The sequence below is a fragment of the Lactococcus cremoris subsp. cremoris KW2 genome, assembly GCF_000468955.1.
In the GTDB taxonomy this organism is placed as follows: domain Bacteria; phylum Bacillota; class Bacilli; order Lactobacillales; family Streptococcaceae; genus Lactococcus; species Lactococcus cremoris.
Genome location: NC_022369.1, coordinates 1790535 through 1814717 on the forward strand (window position 1 = coordinate 1790535; position 24183 = coordinate 1814717).

Here is a 24183-nt window from a genome sequence, read left to right on the forward strand (position 1 = left end):
CAAAACTATTTTATCATCGAAAGACAGAATCGCTTGTAAACACTTAGTAAATACAAGGTAAATGGAACGTAAATACTTTTTTCTTTAGAATTCTTTTTTATAATTACTGACAAACTAGTAAAAAAATACTGACAGTCGCTCTGTCAGTATTTTTAATCATAGTTAACGATTGTAAGCTTTAAGCTGTCTTGCAATATCGCGATTTTGCTCTTTGCGTTTAAGGCTTTCTCGCTTATCATAATCTTTTTTACCTCGAGCAAGTCCCATCAGCACTTTGGCAAAGCCATTTTTCAAATAAACTTTTAAAGGAATAAAAGTAATTCCTGTTCCTGATAATTCCTTATCAATCTTAGCAATTTCTTTTTTATTGAGCAATAATTTTCTCGTGCGCAACTCCTCAACATTAAAAATATTTCCTTGCTCAAATGGCGCAATATGAACATTTGATAGCCAAACTTCGCCATTGCGAACTCTGGCAAATCCATCTTTGAGCTGAATTTTTGCCTGACGAACCGACTTAATCTCCGTTCCTGTCAGCACAATTCCCGCCTCAAAAGTCTCATAAATTTCATAATCATGTCGTGCTTTTTTATTCTGAGCTAGCGGCTTATCTTCTGTATTTTTTACCATATTTATCATTCTCCAAGAATCTCTTAATTTAATTTTACCATAAGACCACAAAAATGTTAGGCAATTACAGATTTTCTCGCCCCCAAAGATCTAGTTGCTGCATAAAAGGTACTAAATCTTCTCCTTTTTTGGTCAAATAATATTCAACATGTGGTGGAATGGTCTGAAAATCTTTTCGGATAACCAAATCGTGTTCCATCAAAAGCTCTAAAGACCTCGTCAACATCACATTAGTAATTCCGTTAACCTCTCTTCGCAATTGATTAAAACGAATTCCTTCATGATTACATATTATCCAAAGAATTTTTAATTTCCATTTTCCCCCAAAAATATCCATGACTTTACTCACACCACATTCTTGATCCATTTGTGCTCCTTAACATTTTTACAGTAACAAAAAAGTGCGTACTATCTTTTTATATTCTATTATATTATAATAACTCCATCAATAAATCAAGGAGAACAAGAATGACACAATTAGACTTTTTAGATGGACGCAAATCCGTCAGAACTTTTGATCCCACAGCACAAATCAGCAACCAAGAAATTATGGATATTCTTAGCCATGCGGCTAATGCCCCTTCAGGAAATAATTTCCAACCTTGGAAAGTCTTCGTTGTCAAAAATAAGGAGAAACAAGAAATCTTGAAAGATATTTCTTTCAAGCAACAACAAATTGCCGATGCCTCCGCAGTATTTCTAATTTTTGGCGACAAAAGTAACTACGATATTCAAAAAATTATGAAATTCAATTTAGAAAATCACATCATTTCAGAAAATCAGCTGACAGAAAAAACTAGTCGAGTACATACTTATCTAAAACTTCATCCCGAGGATATCAGTAACGAAGGGCTCAGATTTGATAACGGACTTTTTGCCATGAATCTGATGCATACAATCAGAGCATTTGGCTACGAGTCTAATCCTATGCGCGGTACTGATTTCCAAAAAATAATGGAATTTTTAAATATTCCTCAAAAGCTTGAACCTATCCTAATGCTCCCTCTTGGTAAACCCTTAAAAGCAGGTTATCCCCATCGGCGTTACCCTACCAATGATTTTGTAAAAATTATTGAATAAAATTTTTTATCACAGTCAAAATTTCCTCAACCAAAAGCCGGTAAGCTTCTAAAGTAAAATGTAAACCATCAGCTCTTAACAAGGCTTTTGGGTTTTCTTGTTCCAACATGAGCTGGTAAATATCAATCAACTTGAGCGATTTTTCTTTTGCCAAATCAATTGTTGCCTGTCTAAAAAGTTCAACCTCAGACAGCCGACTATAATGCGTCGGTTCGTCATCATTATAAAAAGGAGGAGTAATTAGAACTGTTCTTTTTGCATCCAGCTGTGCAATCATTTGCTCTAAATTATCCTTAAATTCTTTTGGCCGAATCAAATGATGAGGTGAAGCATCATTTGCCCCAAAGAAAATGAAATTTAAATCAGCTTTTTCCTCAACAACATATTTTAGTCGAAGAAGTCCTCCGTAAGTATCATCTCCATTGATTCCATGAAGCAAAACTTTAACATCTGGCTCTTTTTTCTCAATTAATCTTGGCAGAATATTTGATGCTCCTCCTTCGTCCATACCAAATCCATTTGTGATTGAATCCCCAAAAATCGCTATCTTCATTTTAGACTTCTCTTTCAAGTATTTTTCTCATTTTACCACAAATACTTGCTGACCAAAAAAGAAAAAATATCGTAGATGATCTACGATATTCTTGTCTTATCCTAATTTTTCAGCAACAGCTGTCAAAAGTTCAGGAATTCCTGCTGCATTTGAACCACCGGCCATAGCCATATCTGGTTTTCCACCACCACGACCATCAACAAATGGTGCTAATTCTTTAACTAAATTACCCGCTTTTACATCTAATGATTTAGAAGCCACTAAAAGACTTACTTTTTCACCAATTGTAGCGACTAAAACGAGGACATCTGACAATTCTTTTTGTTTCCAAATATCTGCCAAATTACGTAAGCCATTGGCATCAGGAACAGTTACTTGACTCGCAATAAAGCTTACAGAACCAGCTCTTTGTACATTTTTGAAGATTTCATCTGATTGGCTCGCTGCAAGTTTGCCAGCTAAAGCATCATTTTCTTTTTGAGCTGCTTTAAGTTCATCTTGTAAGTTAGAAACTTTTGCGACGATTTGTGAAGCTTGTGGTGCTTTAACCAATCCAGCCACTTCGCTCAAAGTATTTTCAGCATCTTTGAAGGCTTCATAAGCTTTTTGACCTGTCACAGCAATAATCCGGCGCACACCAGAACCAATTCCTTCTTCTTTAATAATCTTGAAAAGACCAATTTCAGAAGTTGTTTGCGTATGTGTTCCTCCACAAAGTTCGATTGAATAATCTCCAATTTTTACAACACGAACATTTTTACCATATTTTTCACCGAAAAGAGCCATTGCACCCATTTCTTTTGCTGTAGCAATATCGGTTTCAATCGTTTCAACTTTCAATGATTGCCAAATCACTTCATTAACTTGACGCTCAATTTCAGCCAACTCTTCTTTGGTTACTTGAGCAAAGTGAGTGAAGTCAAAACGTAAGAATTCTACCTCATTAAGTGAACCAGCTTGTAGTGCGTGATTCCCAACAATATTATGCAAAGCAGCATGAAGTAAGTGAGTCGCTGTATGGTTTTTTACAACAGCAGAACGACGTTCTTCATCAATTTCTAAAGTATAAGTTTCCCCAACTTTAAGTGGTGAGATAGTTTCCACAGAATGAAGATTTTGTCCATGTGGTGCGTGTTGAACATCTAATACAGTTGCCACCACTTGACCATCAGCATTTTTAATGACTCCATGGTCAGCCACTTGACCACCCATTTCAGCATAGAAAGGCGTCATGTCAAATACTAATTGAGCTTTGCCAGTAACTTCATCAACAAGCTCATCATCTTTTATAGCCACGAGTAATTTTGCTTGGGCTTTTTTATCTTCATAAAGGAATTTTGAGTCCACTTCGATAGAAGACAAAGTTTCATTTTGAGCACCCATTGAGCCACCCTTAACCACAGCCGCACGCGCACGGTCTTGTTGAGCTTTCATAGCTACTTTGAATCCTTCATGGTCAATTTTGAATCCTTCATCTTCTGCCAATTCTTCGGTTAATTCGACAGGGAATCCATATGTATCGTAGAGGCGGAAAATATCAGCCCCTTCAATTCTATCTTTACCTTCAGCCTTAAGATTTACCAAAAGCTCATCAATCAATTTTTGACCTGCATCAATCGTCCGATTGAAAGTTTCTTCTTCACGGTCAATAATTTGCATAATGAAATCTTCTTTTTCGAGAACTTCTGGATAATAAGATTGCATGATTTTACCAACAGTTGGCACGAGTGAAGCTAAAAATTTACCTTGAATTCCCAATTTTTTACCGTGCATAACCGCGCGACGAAGTAAACGACGCAGAACATAACCACGCCCTTCATTTCCTGGCAAAGCACCATCACCAATAGCAAATGAAAGCGAGCGAATATGGTCAGCAATCACTTTGAAACTCATATTTTCACTGTCTGGACTGTAAGTTTTTCCAGAGAGTTTCTCAATTTCGCGAATAATTGGCAAGAATAGGTCTGTATCAAAGTTTGTTTTACCACCTTGAATAATGCAGACCATCCGTTCAAGCCCCATTCCCGTATCAATATTTTTCTGTGGTAATTCAGGATATTCCGAACGTGGAATCGCTGGATTCGCATTAAATTGTGACAAAACAATATTCCAAATCTCGATATAACGGTCATTTTCAATATCTTCAGCCAATAATTTCAAACCAACATGTTCTGGGTCGTAAATCTCCCCACGGTCAAAGAATATTTCTGTATCTGGACCTGAAGGACCAGCACCAATTTCCCAGAAATTATCTTCAATTGGGACAAGATGTGTTGGATCAACTCCAACTTCAACCCAGCGATTATAGGTATCTTTATCAGCTGGATAATAAGTGATATAAAGTTTTTCTGCTGGAAACTCAAACCATTCAGAACTTGTCAATAATTCCCAAGCAAAAGCAATCGCTTCATTACGGAAATAATCACCAATTGAAAAATTTCCAAGCATTTCAAACATGGTGTGATGACGGGCAGTTTTTCCGACATTTTCAATATCATTTGTTCGAATCGCTTTTTGAGCATTAGTCAATCGTGGATTTTCAGGAACGACTGAGCCATCAAAATATTTTTTTAGTGTTGCTACTCCTGAATTAATCCAAAGCAAAGTTGGGTCATTTACAGGAACAAGACTTTGCGAAGGTTCAACAGTATGACCTTTTGATTTGAAAAAGTCGAGGAACATTTGGCGAACTTCTGCGGAAGTCATGGTTTTCATTATTTTCTCCTTTTATAAAAAGTTTATAGCTTAGCAATAAACTTACCTTGTACACTTTGTTAATATTTTCACAATAAAACAATAAAATTCTACCGTAAACAAAGGGGCGCATACAGTTATACCGCGGTACCACCCTTATTCACGATAGAATTTCTATCATCTTACTTTGGTTGTTAGAGCAGTTCTCTCTGCTGTAAGCACTTTTATCAACTTGCTCATTCTCACCTTTTTGAGCTCTCTTTAAAGTTGATTTTTATTAAATTATTTAGATGAAGATGTACTTGATGTTTGGGTGAATTGTGAGAAGATTGATGCAAAAGCAGATTCTTTCACAGTGACATTATTCTTTTTAAGGTACTTAGCAATAACTCCGCTGACAAAGGTTGTATCTTGTTCTTTTTCAGCTTTAATGACATTTTTAAGTTCTTTTTTATACTTGTTCATGTCACTACCTTTTTCAGAAGATTTAACCATCTCAACAATGTAGTAAGAAGTAGCACCAGTTGATGCACTAGTAGATTCAATTACGCTTGAAAATTCACCATTTTTCAACTTAAATGCTGCAGTTTGAACCTCAGTTGGCACAGTTGTTGATGTTGAATTAAAAGTGACTTTACTTGCAGCATTTGTTTTCTCAAAGCTTGCTTTACCAGCATCATCTTTTTTAGCAGCATCTAAAGCTTTAGTCGCTGCATCTTTTGAAGTTTCAGAAACAACATAAGCTGTTACATCTGGATGATAAGATTCCCAAGCTTTTTTGAGATTGGCATCGGTATATTGCGTTGCTTCGATTTCGTGGTCAATTGCTGCTTGCTCAAGCATTTGTGTACGCATGTATGGTGTGAAACTTGCTTCTGTCAAACCTTGTTGTTGCAAAGCTGAGGCAAATTGGCTTCCATACTGATCTTTGAGAGATTTAACTTTTTTGTTGACATCTTTATCAGTAACTTCTTTTCCAAAATCTTTAGTAAAAATTTTATCAAAGGTTAAATTTTGAAGCAAAGTATTTGTCGGTTGTGACGGGAATTGTTTAGCTTCCTTGTATAAATCAGAAACGCGAATGGTATCACCTTTCATTGTGATGATATCCTTGCTTGCTGAATCACTGCTTGAGCAACCAGACAAGGTTACCAATGCGGCTCCGGCAAAGACTGTAGCCATAACTAATCCGAGTTTTTTGAATTTCAAGATATTCTCCTTCGCATCATTCGATGTTTGTAGCTTTTTGTACTAAAAACACACTTTTATTTTTAAGTTGTTGTAATTATATCATAAAAAATTAAAGAAAGCTTTATTTATGCAAAAAAACTTTCTAAAATTACTAAGACTTTTATCAGCAATTTTTATGCTTTTTTTATCATTAATAATCCATCACCTAGCGGAAGAACGCTGGTCATATATTTAGGATTATCAAAAACTTCATCAAAAAGTTTTCTTAAGCCTCGTTCCAAAGCTCGTTGATTTCTTTTAACCTCCATGATTGGCAACAATATTTCACCAGCTTGAAAAACATCATCCATTAGGATAAGTCCATTTTCTGAAAGCAATTCAAGTGATTTAGGTAAGAATTCAACATATTTCGACTTGGCTGAATCCATGAAAACAAGATCAAATGGACCTTTTAATTCTTGCAAAACATCTGCAGCATCTCCTTCTTTAAGCTGAATTTGATTGCGGTGATCGTATTTAGTTAAATTTTTCTTGGCTAGCTCAATCATTTCAGGATTACGATCAATGGTCACAATCTCAGCTTCTGGAACTTCTTGTGCCATTACTAAGGCTGAAAAACCAATAGCTGTCCCAATTTCCAGAATTCTTTTAGGCTTGAGCAGACTCAATAGCATTTGAAAATAGAGAACTGTTTCATGTGGAATAACAGGAATGTTATTTTCTTTAGCAAAGTTTAGGACTTCTGCAAGTTCTCCAGTCACTTGTGTTTGACTTGAACGCATCCATTCGACTAACTCGGCTTTGACAACTGGTCGATTCATCATGGGGTTACTTGTGCTCTTATATGTTTCAACCATTTTTAAAGATGGACTCCTTTTTCAACTAATTTTTCTAATTCATTCAAACGTTTTTCAAAAAGCTTAAAAGCAGACTCTAAGTAATCTGTAGATTCCATATTGACTCCAGCTTTTGCAATCACGTCTAGTGGGTAGGCTGACGAACCAGCTTTTAAATAATCAAGATAATTTTGACGGTCAGTAACCGAACCATGCACCACTTTTTCAGCTAGAAATGAGGCTGCGGCAAAGCCAGTTGCATATTGAAAAACGTAAAAATTATAATAGAAATGAGGAATTCTTGCCCATTCAAACTGAATTTCAGGATTTTCTTTGGCAGATAAGCCATAATATTTTTCATTAAGTTCGCCATAAAGAGAATTCAAAAATTCGCTCGTCAACACTTCACCTTCAGCATCGACTTCGTGAATTTTTTGTTCAAATTCAGCAAATTGACTTTGACGAAATACGGTTCCTCGAAAACTATCTAACCAATGGTTTAAAAGAGCAAAACGTTCCTTTTCATCATTACTTTCTTTGAGCAAAGTCTCAGTTAAAATATTTTCATTGGTAGTTGAAGCAATCTCTGCTAAGAAAATCGGGTAATCGCCATAAACATAAGGTTGATTTTCCCTCGTAAAAGTGCTGTGAATAGAATGCCCCATCTCATGAACCAATGTAAAAAGATCGTCCAAAGTCCCTTGCCAATTGAGTAACATAAATGCCTTGGTATCATAAGAACCACCTGAGTATGCCCCTGACCGTTTCCCGACATTTTCTTCAACATCAATCCAACGTTCATCAAAAGCCGCTTTAACTTTCTGACTATACTCTTCACCAAAAATTGCAAGCACTTCTTGCGCTTTCTTAACTCCTTCAGTGTAATTGAATTTATAATCTAAATTAGATAATGGAGTATAGATATCATACATCTTGAAATCAGAAATTCCTAAGATTTTTTTACGTAATTCAATATAGCGATGTAAAAGTGGTAAGTGTTGATGAATGCCTTCTATCAAGACGTCATAAACTTTTTCTGGAACAAAATTACTCATCAAAGCTGCCTGACGTGCTGAGTCATATGCGCGTATTTGGGCATTGAAATTATGAACTTTTACATTGGTCTGCAAAGTTTTTGCATAGGTATGTTGATATTGTTCATAATTGCTGTAAAGTGCTTCATAAGCCGCTTTTCTTACTTCCCTGTTTTTACTTTCCATAAGAGAGCTATAATTTCCATGTGTCAACTGAATCTTTTCACCCAATTCATTTTTAACAAAAGGAAATTTAACATCTGCATTATCGAAAATTTCAAAAGTCTCCGAAGGACTTTCAAAGATTTCACCCGCTGCCGCCAATATTTTTTCTTCTTTTTGACTAAGGATATGTTCTTTTTTAGCAAATAAACGTTCAAACATGTGATCGTAATTTTTCAATTCCTGAAGGATTTCTAACCATTGTTCGTAGGTTTCTTTTGTAATTTTTAAAAACTCAGGTTCATAAAAGGCATAGCTTTCCCCAAAATTAACATAGAGGGCCGTTGCTTTTGATTGATATTCTTGATACTTTGCTTCTCTTGTATCTTGATCATTTTTCATTGAAGCATAAACATAAAGCTTTTCAACTTTTTGAGAAATTGATAGCATATTTTTAGTAATTGTCAGTAAAGCTTCTGCTGAATCAAGTAAATGACCTTTATTATTTGTCTCAACAAGTGAAAGCTCTTTTTTTACGTTCTCTAATTCTGTTTCCCATTTTTGATCTGTTGAAAAAATTGTTGTCAAATCCCAAGTCAAGGCTTCAGGGATTTCATTTCTATTTTTTACCATAATTGGTACTCCTTTTTAGCTTAAAACTCTTATTTCTTATTAATAATGAGAATAAAATAAAATAATAAAATCCTATTATTTTTCCTTCTTCTGCTTTCCCATTATAGCATAGGAACGGGGAGGATAGAGCATTTCAAGGCTATTTCTTTGGAAATTTATTAAAAAATTTTCATAGTAAAGCTTAACATTTTGATCAATCTGAGTAAAAGTTGTGATTGTCATTTCGTCAGTAAAATTCTCTAGTAAATTTAAACCTAGTGGAGCAATGTATGGACCCTCAAATTTTTTCGTCAGTAAATTTTCTCCTTTTTGATAATATTTTTCTTGAATTTTCATCCATTTTGGTGATTGATAGTATAATTGCTGACGAATAAAACTAGAAAGTTTAGAATCTTTAAAAGTAGGAATTTTCACCAGTTTTTGAGCCAAATAAGGTAAGCGTAGATGCGCAATAAGTCGTCCTTTTCCAAAAGGAATTTCCTCTTGTAAGCAAATGATTCTGCCACGTAAATCCTCATGAATAAGAGATTTTAATCTTAATTTTTTCCTCTGAAAATCTAACTCCCAATAAAAGAATCCTCTATTTTCCGAGAAATAAACTAAATTTTTTTGAAGTTCTGTCACCTGTTCAGCCAGCCATAAATCCTTTCCCATCAACCAAAGCACTTTAAAGCCATGCGTCTTATAATTTTCTGTACGTTCTTTGAGACGCTTAATAGATAAATGAGAGCATTGTATCTCAATAGCGATTTTGTCATTTACTAATAAATCTGGTCTTTGGTTAAGTTCGGGCAAATAGCGTTCAATTTCGACTTTGTCAGTTCTTTTAAACCACTGATATAATATTTTTTTCAAACCTAAATGCTGTTCTGACTCATTTTCCAACCATAAATTGCAGCTCTTTAGAGATTTATGGGCAAAATGAAGAACTTTTATCTGCCCATTTTTAATAAGTAGCTCTGAATGACAAGAAGGACAATAAAATTTTCCGGTCAATTCTTTGCGGTCTAATTCCAGTAAGTTTATTATTTTATTATTTTCATCAATTGCTGTCCGCATACTATTTTATACGAAAAAAATATAATTTTGTCACAAAAAAAGTTACTAACTAGTCTGTCAGTAACTTTTTACTATTATCTATTATTCCAAAGATAACCGATTTGCGAAAAGATAGCAATAACAAGGAAAAAAGCAACAATGATTCCCACCCATTTAATATGTTTTCTCTTTTCATAATTCATAACTGCAATAAATTCACGAATAAAGGCGGGAACACGATAATACATCGCTGTTTTTCCTCCTTTTCCTCCTTGAGCATCAATTTTTAAAGTTGCTGCAAAGAGTGCCGCCCGAAACACATGATAATCGGAAGTGAAAAACATAAATTTTTCTTTAATTAGGCGAGAAGAAAAAACCAAGTTTTCATATGTCGTTCTAGATTGGTCTTCAAGCATAGTTCGCTCAATCGGAAAGCCGAGCACTTCTACTGCATATTTTTGCATGGCTCTCGCTTCTGAAATTTTTTCATCTGGACCTTGTCCGCCTGAAAAAACCAAAATAGTTTCATTATCTCGCACGGCTTTGACTGCTGCTAAAATTCGATTTCCTAATAATTTTCCAACATGCTCTCCTTGAATAAGACCTGCCCCTAAGACAACATGATAGGCTGCTCTTTGTTTTCGGACGCGTCGTCCATAAACCCAACTTGATAAAAAGAAAATACCAAACTGCCAAGCCAAATAAATTGATAGGACTGGATAAACAATTCCTAAAATCTTCAACCAAATCCAACTATCTGGTAGTCTTCCCATCGACAGATAAACCCAGTCAATTAGTAAAAATGCCAAAACAACAATAGGCAATAAAAGATTACCAATGGATTTTGACTCTCTTCGCCACATTTTAATCGTTAAAACAACAATACTAATGGGAACAACAATTCCTATTGTCATTGGTATCAATAATAATATTATAAAAGCTTCGGCAAAAAGTAGCCAAAGTAGTACTTTTTGTTGTAATTCTGTCAAGGCTAATCCAGAACCAATAATTCCATTTATCGTCACCCACAAAAAAAGTAGGGCAAAAAAGGATAAGCGCCCCAATCGTAAGGTCCGTAAATCTTTCAACTTTCTGATTTTCCACCAGAAAATAGTAGTCAGTCCTGCAAAAAATATTGTCAGAACTGTTCCAAAAATAAATATTCCATTTTTCAAATCCATAATTTAATTATACCGTTACTTAAAGCCAACTGTCAATACATCAGGCTCTATGATTTAAATGAAGTATTTTGCTGACTAGCTGTCATTTTATAGTAAATACATTATAAAAAAATTGTCCCCAAATAGAGACAATTTATCATTTTTAAATAAAGCTTATTCATAAAAGAAGGTTTTGACATAGCCAATTGCTTTTTGATTGCTTGGCATTTCCGTATGCTCGGTGTTTGTTCCTTCTATTAGATAATGAGTAGCAGAGTTTCCATTTTTTATCAGCAAAGGATAAATTGAGAAGCCGTCAGCCCAAGGAACTGTACCGTCGGTTTCTTTCTTAGTATCATAAGCTCCTTCTAGTAGCACTACTTGGATATTTTTATCCACACGTTCATAATTTTTCAACCAAAAATCATAATATTTTGTTTTAATTTTGGGTCCGTCAGCAAGAACTTGCGCAAGCGTTTGGTCAGGTTGTGCCGTACAAGCATTGTACTGACCATCAAGAGAAACAAACTTTTTAATCGGCGGAAGGCTTCGGTCATAACCATGGTCAATCAAATAATGGTAAACACCACCGCCACCAGCTGAATAGCCCAAAACGTTGGCATAAGCAACGTTATAATGCTTACCGAGATAAGACATGATAGCCATTAATGAGGCTTCATATTTATCGGAATTATTCGTTCCTTTGACCATTCCGACCTCAATTGTCGGATAGGCATTACGTTTGTCAATTGTTCCAGTCACTTTGAGTGAATAATTGTGTTCTGTATCAACAACAATTGTCAGCCCTTTTTTAGCACGGGTATCTTTGTCCGCAGTAACACTATTAATCATTGTATCCATCGTTGACGCATAGCCACTTGAGCCAGTAATATAAATCGTCGGATAGATAGGACGGTCTTTTGCTGCTACAAGTGGGTGTGGCGGAAGAATAGAGTGACCAATGAAGATACCGATAACAAAGACTGCAATAAAACTCACGATAAGAGAAATGATTTTTTTCATGATTTGATTTTACCACAATTTATTAAATATTCCCAATTTATTACTTTTGTTTTTAACATCCTATTTATCTTTCTTAAAACTTGAATTTTACCACATTCAAATAACTAATAAATTTGTTTTATTTAAAATAATACTCACACTTCTAATATTGTAATCTACAAATTTTAATAAGAAAACTCATCAAATATTTTTGATGAGTTTTTATTGTTTATAAGACAGCCAATACTGCAAAGTTAATTAAGAACAAGAGAGCAACGACCCAAATTACAGGTTTAATTTCTTTCACTTTTCCGGTGAATAATTTGACAAGGATGTAAGTGATAAATCCAGCTGCAATCCCGTAAGAGATTGAATAAGCAAGTCCCATGAATACTGAGGCGAAGAATGCAGGAATCGCTTCTGTTAAATCACCCCACTTAATTTCTTTAAATGAACCAAGCATCATCATCCCAACGATAATCAAAATTGGTGCTGTTGCTTGTGTTGGAACAATCGCAAGAAGTGGTAAGAACAAGCTTGAGATAGCAAACATAATTGCTGTTACAACTGATGCAAGACCAGTACGTCCTCCTGCACCGATTCCGGCAGCAGACTCAACATAAACGGTTGTATTTGATGTTCCGAAAATTGCTCCGATTGGAGTAGCAATCATGTCAGCAAACAAAGCTTTGTCCATTTTTGATGAGAAACCATGGCTTGTTTCCATATCTTTCAAATCTTCATCAGTAAAGATTCCTGTCGCACGACCAGTTCCGATGAAAGTCCCGATTGGGTCAAAGATTGAAGTCAATGAGAAAGCAAGAACTGTCATTAATACTTCAATATAACGTGATGAATCAGAGAATAAAGAACCAAATCCTTTTGGACCAAATGCTGCACCAAAGGTTGTTCCCATTTGATTGATTGCAGTCCCCAAATTATTTTCAGCAAATAAAGTATTCACATCAACTTTAACCACGCCAGTCAAAAGAGCCAAGATAGTTGTTACTAAGATTGAAAGCAAAATCCCTGCCCGCCATTTACGAATAACAAAGAACATTGTCACGACAATCCCAACAAGTGCTACCAACACTCCTGGGTTATTAAAAGTTACAAGTTCTGGAACAATTGATGAATTTGCTGTAATTGTTCCGTGATTGTTCACATAAGTTCCTGGGTCAGCGATGAAGCGCAAAATTCCAGCGTTTTTAATCCCGATGTAGGCAATGAAAATCCCAATCCCACCACCAATGGCATGTTGCAAGCTTTCTGGAATTCCAAGAATGATTGCTTTACGAATTGAAGTAAAAGTGATGATAATATTGATGATCCCACAAATGAAGACCATTGCCAAGGCCTCTTGCCAAGTGTAACCAAGTGACAATACAACCGTGTAAGCAAAGAAAGCATTTAAGCCCATTCCGGGAGCCAGAGCGTAAGGAACATTAGCGATTAAAGCAATTGCAAGTGTCCCAACAATAGAAGCTAAAATAGTTGCTAAGAAAACTGCTTGGACAGGCATCCCTGTTGTCCCCAAAACTTGTGGGTTAACAAAGAGGATATAACTCATGGCAAAGAATGTAGTCAATCCAGCCATTATTTCACGGCCAACTGTTGTGCCGTTTTCTTCAAGTTTAAAGAACTTGTTCACGAATAATTTCTCCTTTTAGGGTCTAAGATTAAAATTTCAACCCTTTGATAAAAAGTTGTCTTTGCTTAAAAAGCAAACACGTCATAAAATAAAAAACATTATATTATTATTCTAATCAGTTTTGATTAAGGAAACAAGATTTTTAGTAGAAAAATTACTTCAAATCCTTAAATCGTTCGGTAATGACGAACGAATTTTTTGAAAAGCCCTTTCTTGTTCGTAGAACTTGGGTAATTCCTTTCCAGCTTATATCTATGTTATAATGAATAAATTGATAACTAAATTTTAGACTAAGGGGAGTTTGAATGGAGAACTACAAAGAACGTAAACTTATTGCAATTGATTTAGATGGTACTACTTTGCAGTCCGATGGACGTTCAATCAGCCGTTATACCAAATATATTTTTAAACAGGTAGAATCACTTGGACATATTATTTGCATCACAACTGGACGTCCTTTTAGAATGTCTTTGGATGTTTATCGTGAGCTTGAGTTGACTAGCCCGGTCATCAATTTTAATGGTGCTTTGATTTCAATGCCAAATGATAAAAACTGGGAACACACTAAGTCTTATTATATTGACCGTTCTTTTATTTTTGACCTTCTGCGTCATCAGCAAAACTTTAATCTACATTTTTTTGCTGTTGAATATCGTAGAAAGTTCTTTCTAAACACTTTCCGTAACGTTGAACCTAAACTTTTTGGTGTAGAAAAATTCCAACCTTATAACCGTCTCCGAGCAGACCGAGTTACCGAAAATCCCCACGCGGTACTTCTTTCGACTCGTCAAAAAGATAAATTAGCCTTAGCTGAGGAAATGAAACGTCATTATAATGGCAAGATAGATGTGGGCGTTTGGGGTGGTCCAAATGGAATTTTAGAAGTCGTCCCTAAAGGAATCTCTAAAGCTTCAGGCCTTAATCACCTTCTTAAAGTTCTTGATATCTCGCTAGAAAATCTTATTGCTTTTGGTGATGAACATAATGATATTGAGATGTTTAAACTTGCACCTCAAGCCTATGCTATGAAAAATGCTTCTGCTAGGCTAACTCCTTACGCCAGTGAAATTCTTCCTTGGACAAATGATGAGGATGGGGTGGCTAGACAACTCGAAAAACTCTTTTTAACTCCCGATAAATAATGCTCATACCAGTCTCTGACTGGTATTTTTTTAATCTATCCCAATAAACAACAGTCTGTCAAATTCTTTTGACAGCTCCATTTTTTGAAAATGTAAATGAATCGGCTTATAATGAAAGAGCATACATCTCTAGAAGATGTCCAATATTTAACAAAGATTTCAAAATACTAAGGAGCACTTATGAAAGTTTCAATATTCTCCACTTGTGTGATGGACCTAATGTTTCCACAAGTTGGAATTGCAATGGTTGAAGTCCTTGAACGTTTAGGGATTGAAACAGATTTACCAGAAGGACAAATTTGCTGTGGACAGCCCACTTATAATTCTGGCTTAGTCAAAGAATCTATGCCAACAATCAAAAATCAGATTGATGCCTTTGAATCTTCTGATTATGTTGTTGGTATTGCTGGTTCTTGCTCAGGGATGTTTACAGAATATCCTCATATGTTTGATGAAGGTGACCCTTATAAGCAAAAAGCCATTGATTTGGCCAATAAATCTTATGAATTTACCCAATTTCTTTACCGTGTCTTAGGTCTTGAGGACCTTGGCGCAACTTTTAAGGGTGAAAAGGCCACTTATCATCGTTCTTGCCACATGACAAGAATCTTAGGCGAACGAGAAGCGCCATTTATCTTATTAGATAAAGTGAAAGGTCTTGAAGTTCTACCTCTTCCTCATTTAGAAAATTGTTGTGGTTTTGGTGGAACTTTCTCAGTTAAATCTCCTGAAATTTCGGAAATGATGGTCACTGAAAAAACAAATGATATCTTATCAACAGGTGCTGAAATTTTAATCTCTGCCGACCTTGGTTGTTTGATGAATATTGCTGGAAAACTAAATCGTGAAGGCAAAAAAATAAGAGTGATGCATATCGCCGAAATTTTAAACACAAATGTTGATTTGGAACGAATCGATACTGTGAAAAATCCAGAATTCATAAGAGCATAGGGGGAGAAAATGGGACTTTCAACAAGTACAAAAACTTTCGCTGAACGTTTAGAAGAAAGTAAAAAAGACCAATTTGCCAAGGCTGCGGTGGCTAAAGCACAAGATGCCCAATGGGACAAGAGAGAATCAGCACGTGATGAACTAGGCAATTGGCAGGAATGGCGCAATATCGCAGAATCAATTCGTCAACATACTTTGAAATATTTACCCCATTATCTGACAGAATTTTCAGATAATGTGGCAGCTCGTGGTGGTCACGTCTTCTTTGCTGCTGATGCTAAAGAAGCCAATGACTATGTTAAACGCATTGTTCTTGAAAAAAATGCCAAAAAGATTGTCAAATCAAAATCAATGGTGACTACCGAAGTGGATATTGATCCAATGTTGGTCTCACTGGCTGACGATATGGATATTTTAGAAACCGACCTTGCCGAATTTATTTTGCAAGTGGCCGACTGGGATGAGCCTTCACATATTGTTTTTCCAGCTTTGCACAAAAACCGCGACCAAATCCGCGAAATTTTTGCTAAAAAATTAGGCTATGAAGGCGACAATAATCCTGTCAATCTGGCACGTTGTGCGCGTGATACCATGCGTAAACTTTTCTTGAAATCTGAAGTAGGGATTACCGGTTGTAATTTTGCCATTGCCAATACGGGCGATATTAATCTATCAACGAACGAAGGAAATGCTGATTTGACGATTTCAATTCCTAAGACACAGATTGTACTGATGGGAATGGAACGGATTGTGCCTTCTATCAAAGAAGCTGAAATTTTAGATAATATGCTGGCTCGCTCGGCTGTTGGCCAAAAACTGACAACTTATGTTACTTTTGCGGGTCAGCAGGCTGACGATGAATCTGATGGTCCTGAGGATTTCCATGTTGTAATTGTCGATAATGGACGCTCTAATGCGATTGGAACTGCTTTTGAAGCTGTTTTACAATGTATCCGCTGCGGGGCTTGTCTGAATGTTTGCCCAGTCTATCGTCAAATTGGTGGACATGCTTATGGTTCGATTTATCCGGGTCCAATCGGTTCTGTCTTATCGCCTGTTTTAGGTGGTTATGAGCAATATGGCGATTTACCTTACGCCTCAACGCTTTGTGGGGCTTGTACCGAAACTTGTCCTGTCAAAATTCCTTTGCATGAACTTTTGATTGAACATCGTAAGGTCATGGAAGATGATCTCAATATGCATCATGACGGCTCTTTTGTTAATTTTGAAATGAATACGATTGGGAAAGGAACGAGCAGTCCAGCTTTGTTTGGCATGGCTATCAATATGGCGCATACGGGTCTGAATGTCTTACCTAAAGCTAAAGAAGTCACTGTTGAAGGTTCAATTTTTGAATATGGTGCGGTCAGAAAAGCGCCAGCATTAGCCAAAGGTTGGACGGATGTGCGCGATTTACCAATTGCCCCTCCGCACAAAGAGCAATTCCGTCAGTGGTATAAAAAACATAAGGCAGGTAAATAAAAATGACTGGAACTATTGAAAATCGTACAAAATTCTTGGAAACTTTGTTTGAAAAACGTGGTGGTGTGGAACTTCCCTTTGAGCCTTATGTGCCAATTTCAGATTTGCCTGAGACTCATTTAGCTGATTTGACTTCTGATGAATTGTTAGAAATTGCCAAGGTTCAATCCGAACGAGTCTCCGCAAATTTAGTTGAAACAACTTCTTCTGAAATGAATGAAGTCATTCGTCAATTAATTGAAAAATCTGGTGGTGGACAAGTCATGATTCCTACAACAGATGAATTTAAAAATTTAGGGGTAAATGTTAACTCTGAAAACTTGGTAAAATGGAAAATCGGCAAAGAATTTCGTGATGAAAATATCACAGCCGCTCAAAATTCTAATGTTGTTGTAGCTGTTCCCAAATTTTTCCTTGCTGAATCGGCAACCATTGTGGTCGAGTCTGAAGCCGGTCAGGGGCGGTCATTGCATTTTCTACCTACGCATTATATTTCTGTGATTCCATTAAGTCGGATGCTGCCTCGTTCTACTCAAGCTGCTGACTGGTTTGATAAAAACAAGAAGCCTGGTTCCACTATTCACTTTATTTCTGGTCCTTCAAATTCTGGGGATATTGAAATGCAACTTGTAGTCGGTCTTCACGGTCCTCTAGAAATTAACTATGTGATTGTTAAGGATTTATAAAATAAAAAAGCTCTGCTGATAGCAGAGCTTTTATTATTATTTTTACTGACAGAATTTTTGTCAGTAATTTTTATTTTTAATCGCGATTTCCACCTGCGATACCGAAAAGACGGAGCAGGAAGAGGAACATATTGATAAAATCAAGGTAAAGTGAAAGTGCCATTGAAATTGCCCATCCATCACTCACTTGTCCATTATGTGCATTATAAACTTGTGTAATTTTTTGATTATCCCAAGCAATCAAACCTGAGAAAATCACAACACCTACTAGGCTAATAAGGATTGTAAGTCCAGTACTAGCAAAGAAGAGATTAAGCAACATTGCGACAATCAAGCCCCAAACTGCTACGCCCAAAGCTTTACCCATACCAGATAAATTACGTTTAGTAAATCGTCCATAAACAGATAAACCAAAGAACATTGCTGATGCTGTAATAAAAGCTAAGGTAATATCAGTTGCGGTATACATCAAAAGAGTGAAGCTAATCAAGAATCCCATAAATGCTGCGTATCCGATAAAAATCGGTAATGCCATTTTTGAGTTTTTCATTGCTAAACCTTGAAGTGATACCACCATCACTAATGGAATAATCCAGAGTACAAGGAAGAATAAACTTCCACTTTGGAGAATTGCTGTCATGTTATCTAAGAAAAATGTAATCATGATCCAAGAAACTAATGCAGAAACTAAGACTCCTGCTCCCATCAATGCATAAATCTTACTAAAAAATGCATTCAATCCGTCGCTTCGTTGGTCAAAGATAACATCATTGTCATTCATATTTTTCATTATATTTGGCCTCCCTTTTTAATTTAATTCTAAGACTATTTTATCAAAATTTGGTCTTTTTGTCATCAGTCTTAGGTCTGATTTTTTATTTGTATTATTTACTGACCGAACGCTTATTCCTTTTTAGGAACGAGGGTTGTCAGGGCTTTTCGATAAACTTTAATATCTAATGGAAGCGGGTCACTTTTATCCCCATCAATTCTTGAATAAGGATTGTCTTTCTTTTTCTTTGAATGTGTGAGAATTTCTAAATGATCCGTGTCAAAATGAGTCATTTCCATAAAGTCTTCAAATTTACCTCTACGAAGTTTATTCAAATGAAAGAGGATATTGAACAAATTAATCTCTTTCAGTGAATAAACGCGGATAAGTCCATCGTCCACTTTGGCTTTTGGTGCTAAAGCTTGCATTCCTCCTATCGTATCCGTCATTGTAATCAATAATAGTTTTGTTCTTAATGATTTCGTTTTTCCATTATACTTAACTTTGATGCGATACGTTTTATTATAGCGAATCACCTTGTAGGCGTCCTTAAGATAAGCTAAAGGGCCAAATTTTTTCTTCTCAGAACCGCTCACATTTTGAGCAATATCTGCCAAAATTCCCATGGTCAGACTAGAAGTCATATAATCATTATTGACTTTAGCAATATCAAATTTTTGAATTTCTCCATGATTTAAATTATCAAGTGCTTCTTCTAAATCTTGTGGAATATGAAGTGATTTTGACAAATTATTGACCGTTCCATTTGGTACAATTCCTAAAATCGGTTTGGCTCCACCTTCAAACACACCGCCACAAATTTTATTGATTGTGCCATCACCTCCAAGAGCAATCACTAAATCGGTTTGCTCCTGACTTACTTTTTTGGCCAAACGAATGGCGTCCTCAGGACTTTCTGGATTAATAAAATCAACTTGGGAGTCTGAGTTTTCTGGTCTCGCAAAAAAATCCTTAATCTTTTTTAAAACTTTGTCTTCATCATTATTTCCCGAATTTTCATTATAAAATACCTTTACTTTTTTCATAGACTCACCTCCTTATTTTATTGATACGGAATCTATATCTTACATTATAATTCTAACATAGTCTGAAGAATCTCTGATGAGACTTGTTTCTTTTTACTGACAAGCTTCCTAGAAAAATTTCACAAAACTGTCAGTAAATTAAAAAAGCCCATCAATTGATAGGCTTTTATTTTCTTTTTTTAGTCAATACTGAAATAAGGTAAACGTTTAAAATGCTTACGACGATTCCATTTGTATTTAAGGTTAACTGACCCTTCAAGGGTAGCTACATATTTATCAACAGCAGTAACAATCCAACTTTCTTTATAGCGTGGCGGATTGATTGTCGCACCGAACATATGTTTTATGATGATATCTTTCTCAAGGTCTGACAGAGTAGTCAGCTTGCGCGCATTACGGTAAGCAATATGCGGATGCACATAGGCATGGCTTTTAGCAAATTTTGTATTGCGCCAATCATAATAGAAAAGGTCATGCAAAAGTCCAGCTCTAGCTGTTGCTTTGGCATTGAGGCCATGTTTTTTCGCAATGAGATAAGAGACATAACTTACCCGCAAGCAGTGTTGCAAGCGTGTTGAAGTATAGTGATGTGTAATCCCATCAAGCTTTTTTAGCTCATCCATTTCTAACAGATGACCGACATAACTCATATATTCTGCGTCGTTAAACCACGGCTTTTCATCTAAATTCATGACTTGATTATAACACGTTAATTCTCTTTGTCAATACAATATCCTCTCTTTTTAGATTAAATTTTTCTTTTTAAATGCTTAGAAATTTATTTTTAATGCTTGTAAAATTTTGAAAATTCGCTTCTTTATCTTATTTCAGCTTTTATTTATTTATTATTTTTCAAAAGTATTTTTCGACTTTTTTCAAAAAAAATAAAGGTCAAGAGTTTACAAAAATTCAAAATTCCTGTATAATTGATAGGTATTAGAAAAATCTTGGAGGGTGTAGTGTGCCCACCTGGGACATACATCAACCGCTTTTCTATGAAAAGTAATAAAAGGAGACTAAAATGGCAAACATTAAATCTGCAATCAAACGTGCTGAATTGAATAAAATCGCGAACGAACGCAATGCACAACAAAAATCTGCAATGCGTACTCTTATCAAAAAATTTGAAGCTGCACCTTCAGAAGAACTTTACAGAGCTGCTTCTTCAACAATTGATAAAGCTGCATCTAAAGGCCTTATCCACGCTAACAAAGCTTCACGCGATAAAGCACGTCTTGCTGCTAAACTTGGCTAAGAAAAAATTTCTGTCTCTTTGACAGATTTTTTTATATCCAAAATTACTGACGAAGATAAAAAGACTGACAGAAATTTCTGTCAGTCTTTTTATTTATTTATTAAAAATCGCAAAATCTTGCTCAGTCAATCCAATTAAGGGATCAAAATTGCCAGATAAAATTAGCGCTTCTGTTAGAATTCCATTCCCCAAACTTTCAGTTTCTTCATCAAATAATGAAATTTCCTCAACTTTTGGTGCTGTTTTTTTTCTGCCAGAAAAATTTTCTAAGTCTAAGTCTGCTGCTGATCCAGAATTTTTCTCTTTGTTAGATATTTCCTTCTTGTCAGTAACTTTTTTAGTTAAGGAATCTACTGACAGATTTTCTGCGGCAGGCTTATCATCCTTAAAACGCTCAACGAGAAAAGTTTTTCGATTGGCTCCTTCACGCGCCACAGCCTGAGCAAAGGCACGCTCTTCACCCAATAAAATTAAGCTTTGCTTTGCCCGCGTGATTGCTGTATAGAGTAAATTTCGCTCTAACATCCGTGAATAAGAAGAGACCATCGGGACGATGACCGTTGAAAATTCCGAACCTTGAGATTTATGGATAGACATAGCATAAGCAAGCGTAATTTTATACCATTCAGCTCTGGGATAGGTCAATTCTTGACCATCAAAATCCATCACAATCTCATCTTGTTTACTGTCAGTATATTTTGCTGCAATCAATTCAACAATTTGTCCTAAATCTCCATTGAATACATTGGCCTCAGCGTCATTGACTAAATGTAATACTTTATCTCCTTCACGAAATTTCATATCACCCAAAGCAAATTCAAGTCGGTCATTAAGCGGATTAAAGAGATTTTGCAAGAGAATATTCATTGCATTAATCCCAGCGGCCCCTTTATACATGGGCGCTAAAATTTGTAATTCAAAAGGATTATTTCCTCTTTTTTGCCAAGCACTAGCAATTTGCTCCACCATTTGTGGTACAAAATTAGCACTCACTTCAAAATAAGAACGGTCAGGTTTTTTCACCGTAAAATCTGCAGGTAATTGTCCATCTTTGATATGATGAGCCAAATCGGTAATCGTTGAATCATCTCCCTGACGAAAAATCTTATCCAATTTTACTGACGGAATTTCTGGAATTTTTAATAAATCTGCAAAAATTTGTCCAGGGCCCACAGAAGGAAGTTGGTCAGCATCGCCAACGAGAAGGACTTTCATTGAACCAGGAATGGCTTGAAAAAGTTTGTTGGCTAGCCAAGTATCAACCATTGAAAATTCATCGACAATCAAAAGTGAACCTGACAACTCATTACCAAGCGCATCTTCTGCCTCATCTTGCCCTAAGCCTAAGTGCCGATGAATTGTTGCTGCTGGAAGTCCAGTCAACTCATTCATCCGTCTTGAAGCGCGACCAGTCGGTGCTGCCAGTAAAATAGGAAAAACGTCATCATTATAATGGTCAGGGTCTAAATCTAACTGATAAAGACGGGCATAAGTTTCAATGAAACCATTAATAATCGTTGTTTTCCCCGTTCCTGGTCCCCCAGTCAAAATGAAAAATTGCTGATTCATCGCTCCAATGATGGCCTGTTTCTGAAGTTCATCATAAGTAATCTCTAAATCTTTTTCTACCTCTTCCAAAACTGTCAGTAACTTTTCGTCAGCAAAATCTTTTCCCGAACGATTAGTTAAGGCTGTCAGTGATTTTCGGATACCGTCTTCAGCAAAAAACAAGGAATTTTCAAATATTTTCGTTCCTTCTTGCTGTACTTTTCCATCAATAATTAAACCGTTGATTTCCGCAGCAACTTCAGCTGGATTGACCTCAATATTTCTGGCTTCTTCAAGTAAATCAATCGTCAATTCCAACAAGTTTTTAGCTTCAATATAAGTGTCACCCGTTGCTTGCGAATGCGTATTGACCTCGTGCATCAAAGCCGCTCGAAAACGATTTGGACTATCCGCTTCAATCCCTAGTTCACTCGCAATTTTATCGGCAGTTTTAAAGCCCACCCCTTTAACTTCTTCCACAAGTTGATAAGGATTTTCCTCAATTTTTTCAATCGTTTCCTCTTTGTACAACTCATAGATTTGAAAAGTGAGTTTACTTGGCAAGCCATACTCTGCAAGCTTGGTCAGCACTTTTTCCATACCATGATTTTCACGCAAACGTTTGATAAATGAATTTTTTCTGGCTAGAGTTAATAAACCATCCAATTTCTCAGGCGCTTCTAAAATAGAATCTACCGTATTTTCAGGAAAAGTTTCAACAATTTTCTCTGCCGTTTTTTTACCAATCCCTGGAAATTTATCTGATGAAAAATACTTGACCAAACCAGCACCAGACGTTGGCACAGCTTTTTCATATTGACTGACTTGCAATTGTTCCCCATACTTTGGATGCTGGGTTAATTGCCCATAAAAAGTATAAGAATCCCCTTCGACCACATCGCCAATTGTCCCATTGACCACAATTTCAAAATCATCATATTCAGCATTTGTTTCATCAATCTCAATTAATAAAACTTTATAAAAATTGCTTGGATTAGAGAAAAAAATAGCTTCAATTGAGCCTGTAACATAAGTTTTATCCGTCATAGCTGTTTATCCCAAATTTTCAAATCAAAATGACTACCATTTGATTCCAAAACTGTAACTGTATTATTCGCTAGACCACCAACAGAACGTAATTCAGCGATTGGAAATCCAGCCAAATGTCGCATTCCAGCCGTCCCAGAAGCTCCGTGACCAACTAAAAGTACATTGTCCATTTTAGAATTCAATAAGTCCTCAGCCAAAGAATCAAAGCGTGCCAAAACTGAAGTAACTGATTCAGCCCCAAAAGCACTTCCATCAAATTGATCTAATTCAAAGCGAGAATCATGCATTTCCTTAGGGTACTTAGCGATTGCATCACGAATGAACCAACCCTCTAATTCACCAAAATTCCATTCTGATAATCTCTTGTCAGTACTTACAGACTGATTGGTCAGTAAATCTGCCGTTGTCAAAGCTCTTTTTTGAGGGCTTGATAAAACCTTGTCAAATTCAATCGGTTCTAAAAACTTATGAACGCGTTTAATTGCCTCATAAGATTCTGGCAATAAAGGTGAGTCTCCCTTTTGTCCCTGCAAACGCCGTGCCAAATTCCACTCCGTTTTACCATGTCGTACAAAATAAATTCTCAC

The 24183-nt window shown here is 36.0% G+C and carries 22 protein-coding genes; 6 read left to right on the forward strand and 16 right to left on the reverse strand.

Annotated elements, in window-relative coordinates; all coding sequences use genetic code 11:
• Nucleotides 1-162: 162 nt before the first annotated feature.
• Both smpB and KW2_RS08465 read right to left on the reverse strand, forming a co-directional pair.
• Nucleotides 163-630 carry an SsrA-binding protein SmpB gene (smpB, locus tag KW2_RS08460; RefSeq protein WP_011676717.1) on the reverse strand — a complete coding sequence of 156 codons (468 nt, stop codon included), beginning with the start codon at nucleotides 628-630 and terminating at the stop codon, nucleotides 163-165.
• Between the two features lie 64 nt (nucleotides 631-694).
• A complete protein-coding gene (locus KW2_RS08465; protein WP_011676718.1) occupies nucleotides 695-997 on the reverse strand; it encodes a winged helix-turn-helix transcriptional regulator in 303 nt (100 codons plus the stop codon).
• 101 nt (nucleotides 998-1098) lie between these two features.
• Here KW2_RS08465 and KW2_RS08470 point away from each other — a divergent pair, with 101 nt between their 5' ends.
• Entirely contained in the window at nucleotides 1099-1710 is a 612-nt protein-coding gene (locus tag KW2_RS08470) for a nitroreductase family protein (RefSeq protein WP_021037655.1), read from the forward strand.
• On the opposite strand, the gene KW2_RS08475 is transcribed toward KW2_RS08470, so the two are convergent.
• From KW2_RS08475 to KW2_RS08515, 9 genes are all read right to left on the reverse strand, one after another.
• The gene (locus KW2_RS08475; protein ID WP_021037656.1) at nucleotides 1700-2263 is read right to left on the reverse strand and encodes a GDSL-type esterase/lipase family protein; all 564 of its coding nucleotides are present in this window, start codon (nucleotides 2261-2263) and stop codon (nucleotides 1700-1702) included. The two genes, KW2_RS08470 and KW2_RS08475, sit on opposite strands and share 11 nt — an antisense overlap.
• Nucleotides 2264-2359: 96 nt before the next feature.
• Nucleotides 2360-4978, reverse strand: coding sequence for an alanine--tRNA ligase (gene alaS, locus KW2_RS08480; RefSeq protein WP_021037657.1), 2619 nt, complete (start codon nucleotides 4976-4978; stop codon nucleotides 2360-2362).
• Between the two features lie 261 nt (nucleotides 4979-5239).
• Complete coding sequence (locus KW2_RS08485; RefSeq protein WP_014572243.1) at nucleotides 5240-6166, reverse strand: peptidylprolyl isomerase PrsA; 927 nt, start codon at nucleotides 6164-6166, stop codon at nucleotides 5240-5242.
• Nucleotides 6167-6321: 155 nt separating this feature from the next.
• Nucleotides 6322-7005, reverse strand: a complete 684-nt coding sequence (locus KW2_RS08490; protein WP_021037658.1) for an O-methyltransferase — start codon at nucleotides 7003-7005, stop codon at nucleotides 6322-6324.
• A 2-nt stretch (nucleotides 7006-7007) separates the two neighbouring features.
• A complete protein-coding gene (gene pepF / locus KW2_RS08495) occupies nucleotides 7008-8813 on the reverse strand; it encodes an oligoendopeptidase F (protein WP_021037659.1) in 1806 nt (601 codons plus the stop codon).
• Nucleotides 8814-8888: 75 nt separating this feature from the next.
• Nucleotides 8889-9872, reverse strand: a complete 984-nt coding sequence (locus tag KW2_RS08500) for a competence protein CoiA (protein ID WP_021037660.1) — start codon at nucleotides 9870-9872, stop codon at nucleotides 8889-8891.
• A 74-nt stretch (nucleotides 9873-9946) separates the two neighbouring features.
• Complete coding sequence (locus tag KW2_RS08505; RefSeq protein WP_014735114.1) at nucleotides 9947-11032, reverse strand: YdcF family protein; 1086 nt, start codon at nucleotides 11030-11032, stop codon at nucleotides 9947-9949.
• Nucleotides 11033-11185: 153 nt separating this feature from the next.
• A complete protein-coding gene (locus KW2_RS08510; RefSeq protein WP_021037661.1) occupies nucleotides 11186-12034 on the reverse strand; it encodes an alpha/beta hydrolase in 849 nt (282 codons plus the stop codon).
• Between the two features lie 208 nt (nucleotides 12035-12242).
• Nucleotides 12243-13664 (reverse strand): NCS2 family permease, encoded by a 1422-nt coding sequence (locus KW2_RS08515; RefSeq protein ID WP_011676727.1) that lies wholly within the window; start codon nucleotides 13662-13664, stop codon nucleotides 12243-12245.
• 305 nt (nucleotides 13665-13969) lie between these two features.
• Between KW2_RS08515 and KW2_RS08520 the strand changes: the two genes are divergently transcribed.
• The 4 genes from KW2_RS08520 (at nucleotide 13970) to KW2_RS08535 (ending at nucleotide 17925) form a co-directional block, all read left to right on the forward strand.
• Entirely contained in the window at nucleotides 13970-14806 is an 837-nt protein-coding gene (locus KW2_RS08520; RefSeq protein ID WP_021037662.1) for a Cof-type HAD-IIB family hydrolase, read from the forward strand.
• 180 nt (nucleotides 14807-14986) lie between these two features.
• Complete coding sequence (locus KW2_RS08525) at nucleotides 14987-15757, forward strand: (Fe-S)-binding protein (RefSeq protein ID WP_011835664.1); 771 nt, start codon at nucleotides 14987-14989, stop codon at nucleotides 15755-15757.
• A gap of 9 nt (nucleotides 15758-15766) precedes the next feature.
• Nucleotides 15767-17239: a LutB/LldF family L-lactate oxidation iron-sulfur protein gene (locus KW2_RS08530; RefSeq protein WP_021037663.1), complete on the forward strand. Its 1473-nt coding sequence runs from the start codon at nucleotides 15767-15769 to the stop codon at nucleotides 17237-17239.
• 2 nt (nucleotides 17240-17241) lie between these two features.
• Nucleotides 17242-17925, forward strand: a complete 684-nt coding sequence (locus KW2_RS08535; protein ID WP_021037664.1) for a LutC/YkgG family protein — start codon at nucleotides 17242-17244, stop codon at nucleotides 17923-17925.
• Between the two features lie 76 nt (nucleotides 17926-18001).
• Here KW2_RS08535 and KW2_RS08540 read toward each other — a convergent pair whose 3' ends face one another.
• The 3 genes from KW2_RS08540 to KW2_RS08550 form a co-directional block, all read right to left on the reverse strand.
• On the reverse strand, nucleotides 18002-18715 hold the full coding sequence (locus KW2_RS08540) for a Bax inhibitor-1/YccA family protein (RefSeq protein WP_021037665.1): 714 nt from the start codon (nucleotides 18713-18715) through the stop codon (nucleotides 18002-18004).
• A 113-nt stretch (nucleotides 18716-18828) separates the two neighbouring features.
• Nucleotides 18829-19743 (reverse strand): diacylglycerol/lipid kinase family protein, encoded by a 915-nt coding sequence (locus KW2_RS08545; protein WP_021037666.1) that lies wholly within the window; start codon nucleotides 19741-19743, stop codon nucleotides 18829-18831.
• A gap of 179 nt (nucleotides 19744-19922) precedes the next feature.
• Nucleotides 19923-20435: an HD domain-containing protein gene (locus tag KW2_RS08550; RefSeq protein ID WP_021037667.1), complete on the reverse strand. Its 513-nt coding sequence runs from the start codon at nucleotides 20433-20435 to the stop codon at nucleotides 19923-19925.
• Nucleotides 20436-20764: 329 nt separating this feature from the next.
• On the opposite strand from KW2_RS08550, the gene rpsT reads away from it, so the two are divergent.
• The gene (rpsT, locus tag KW2_RS08555; protein WP_011676734.1) at nucleotides 20765-20998 is read left to right on the forward strand and encodes a 30S ribosomal protein S20; all 234 of its coding nucleotides are present in this window, start codon (nucleotides 20765-20767) and stop codon (nucleotides 20996-20998) included.
• 93 nt (nucleotides 20999-21091) lie between these two features.
• Here rpsT and recD2 read toward each other — a convergent pair whose 3' ends face one another.
• Together recD2 and KW2_RS08565 are read right to left on the reverse strand one after the other, a co-directional pair.
• Nucleotides 21092-23593: an SF1B family DNA helicase RecD2 gene (gene recD2 / locus KW2_RS08560; RefSeq protein ID WP_021037668.1), complete on the reverse strand. Its 2502-nt coding sequence runs from the start codon at nucleotides 23591-23593 to the stop codon at nucleotides 21092-21094.
• Complete coding sequence (locus tag KW2_RS08565; RefSeq protein ID WP_021037669.1) at nucleotides 23590-24183, reverse strand: histidine phosphatase family protein; 594 nt, start codon at nucleotides 24181-24183, stop codon at nucleotides 23590-23592. Before KW2_RS08565 ends, recD2 begins: the two co-directional genes overlap by 4 nt.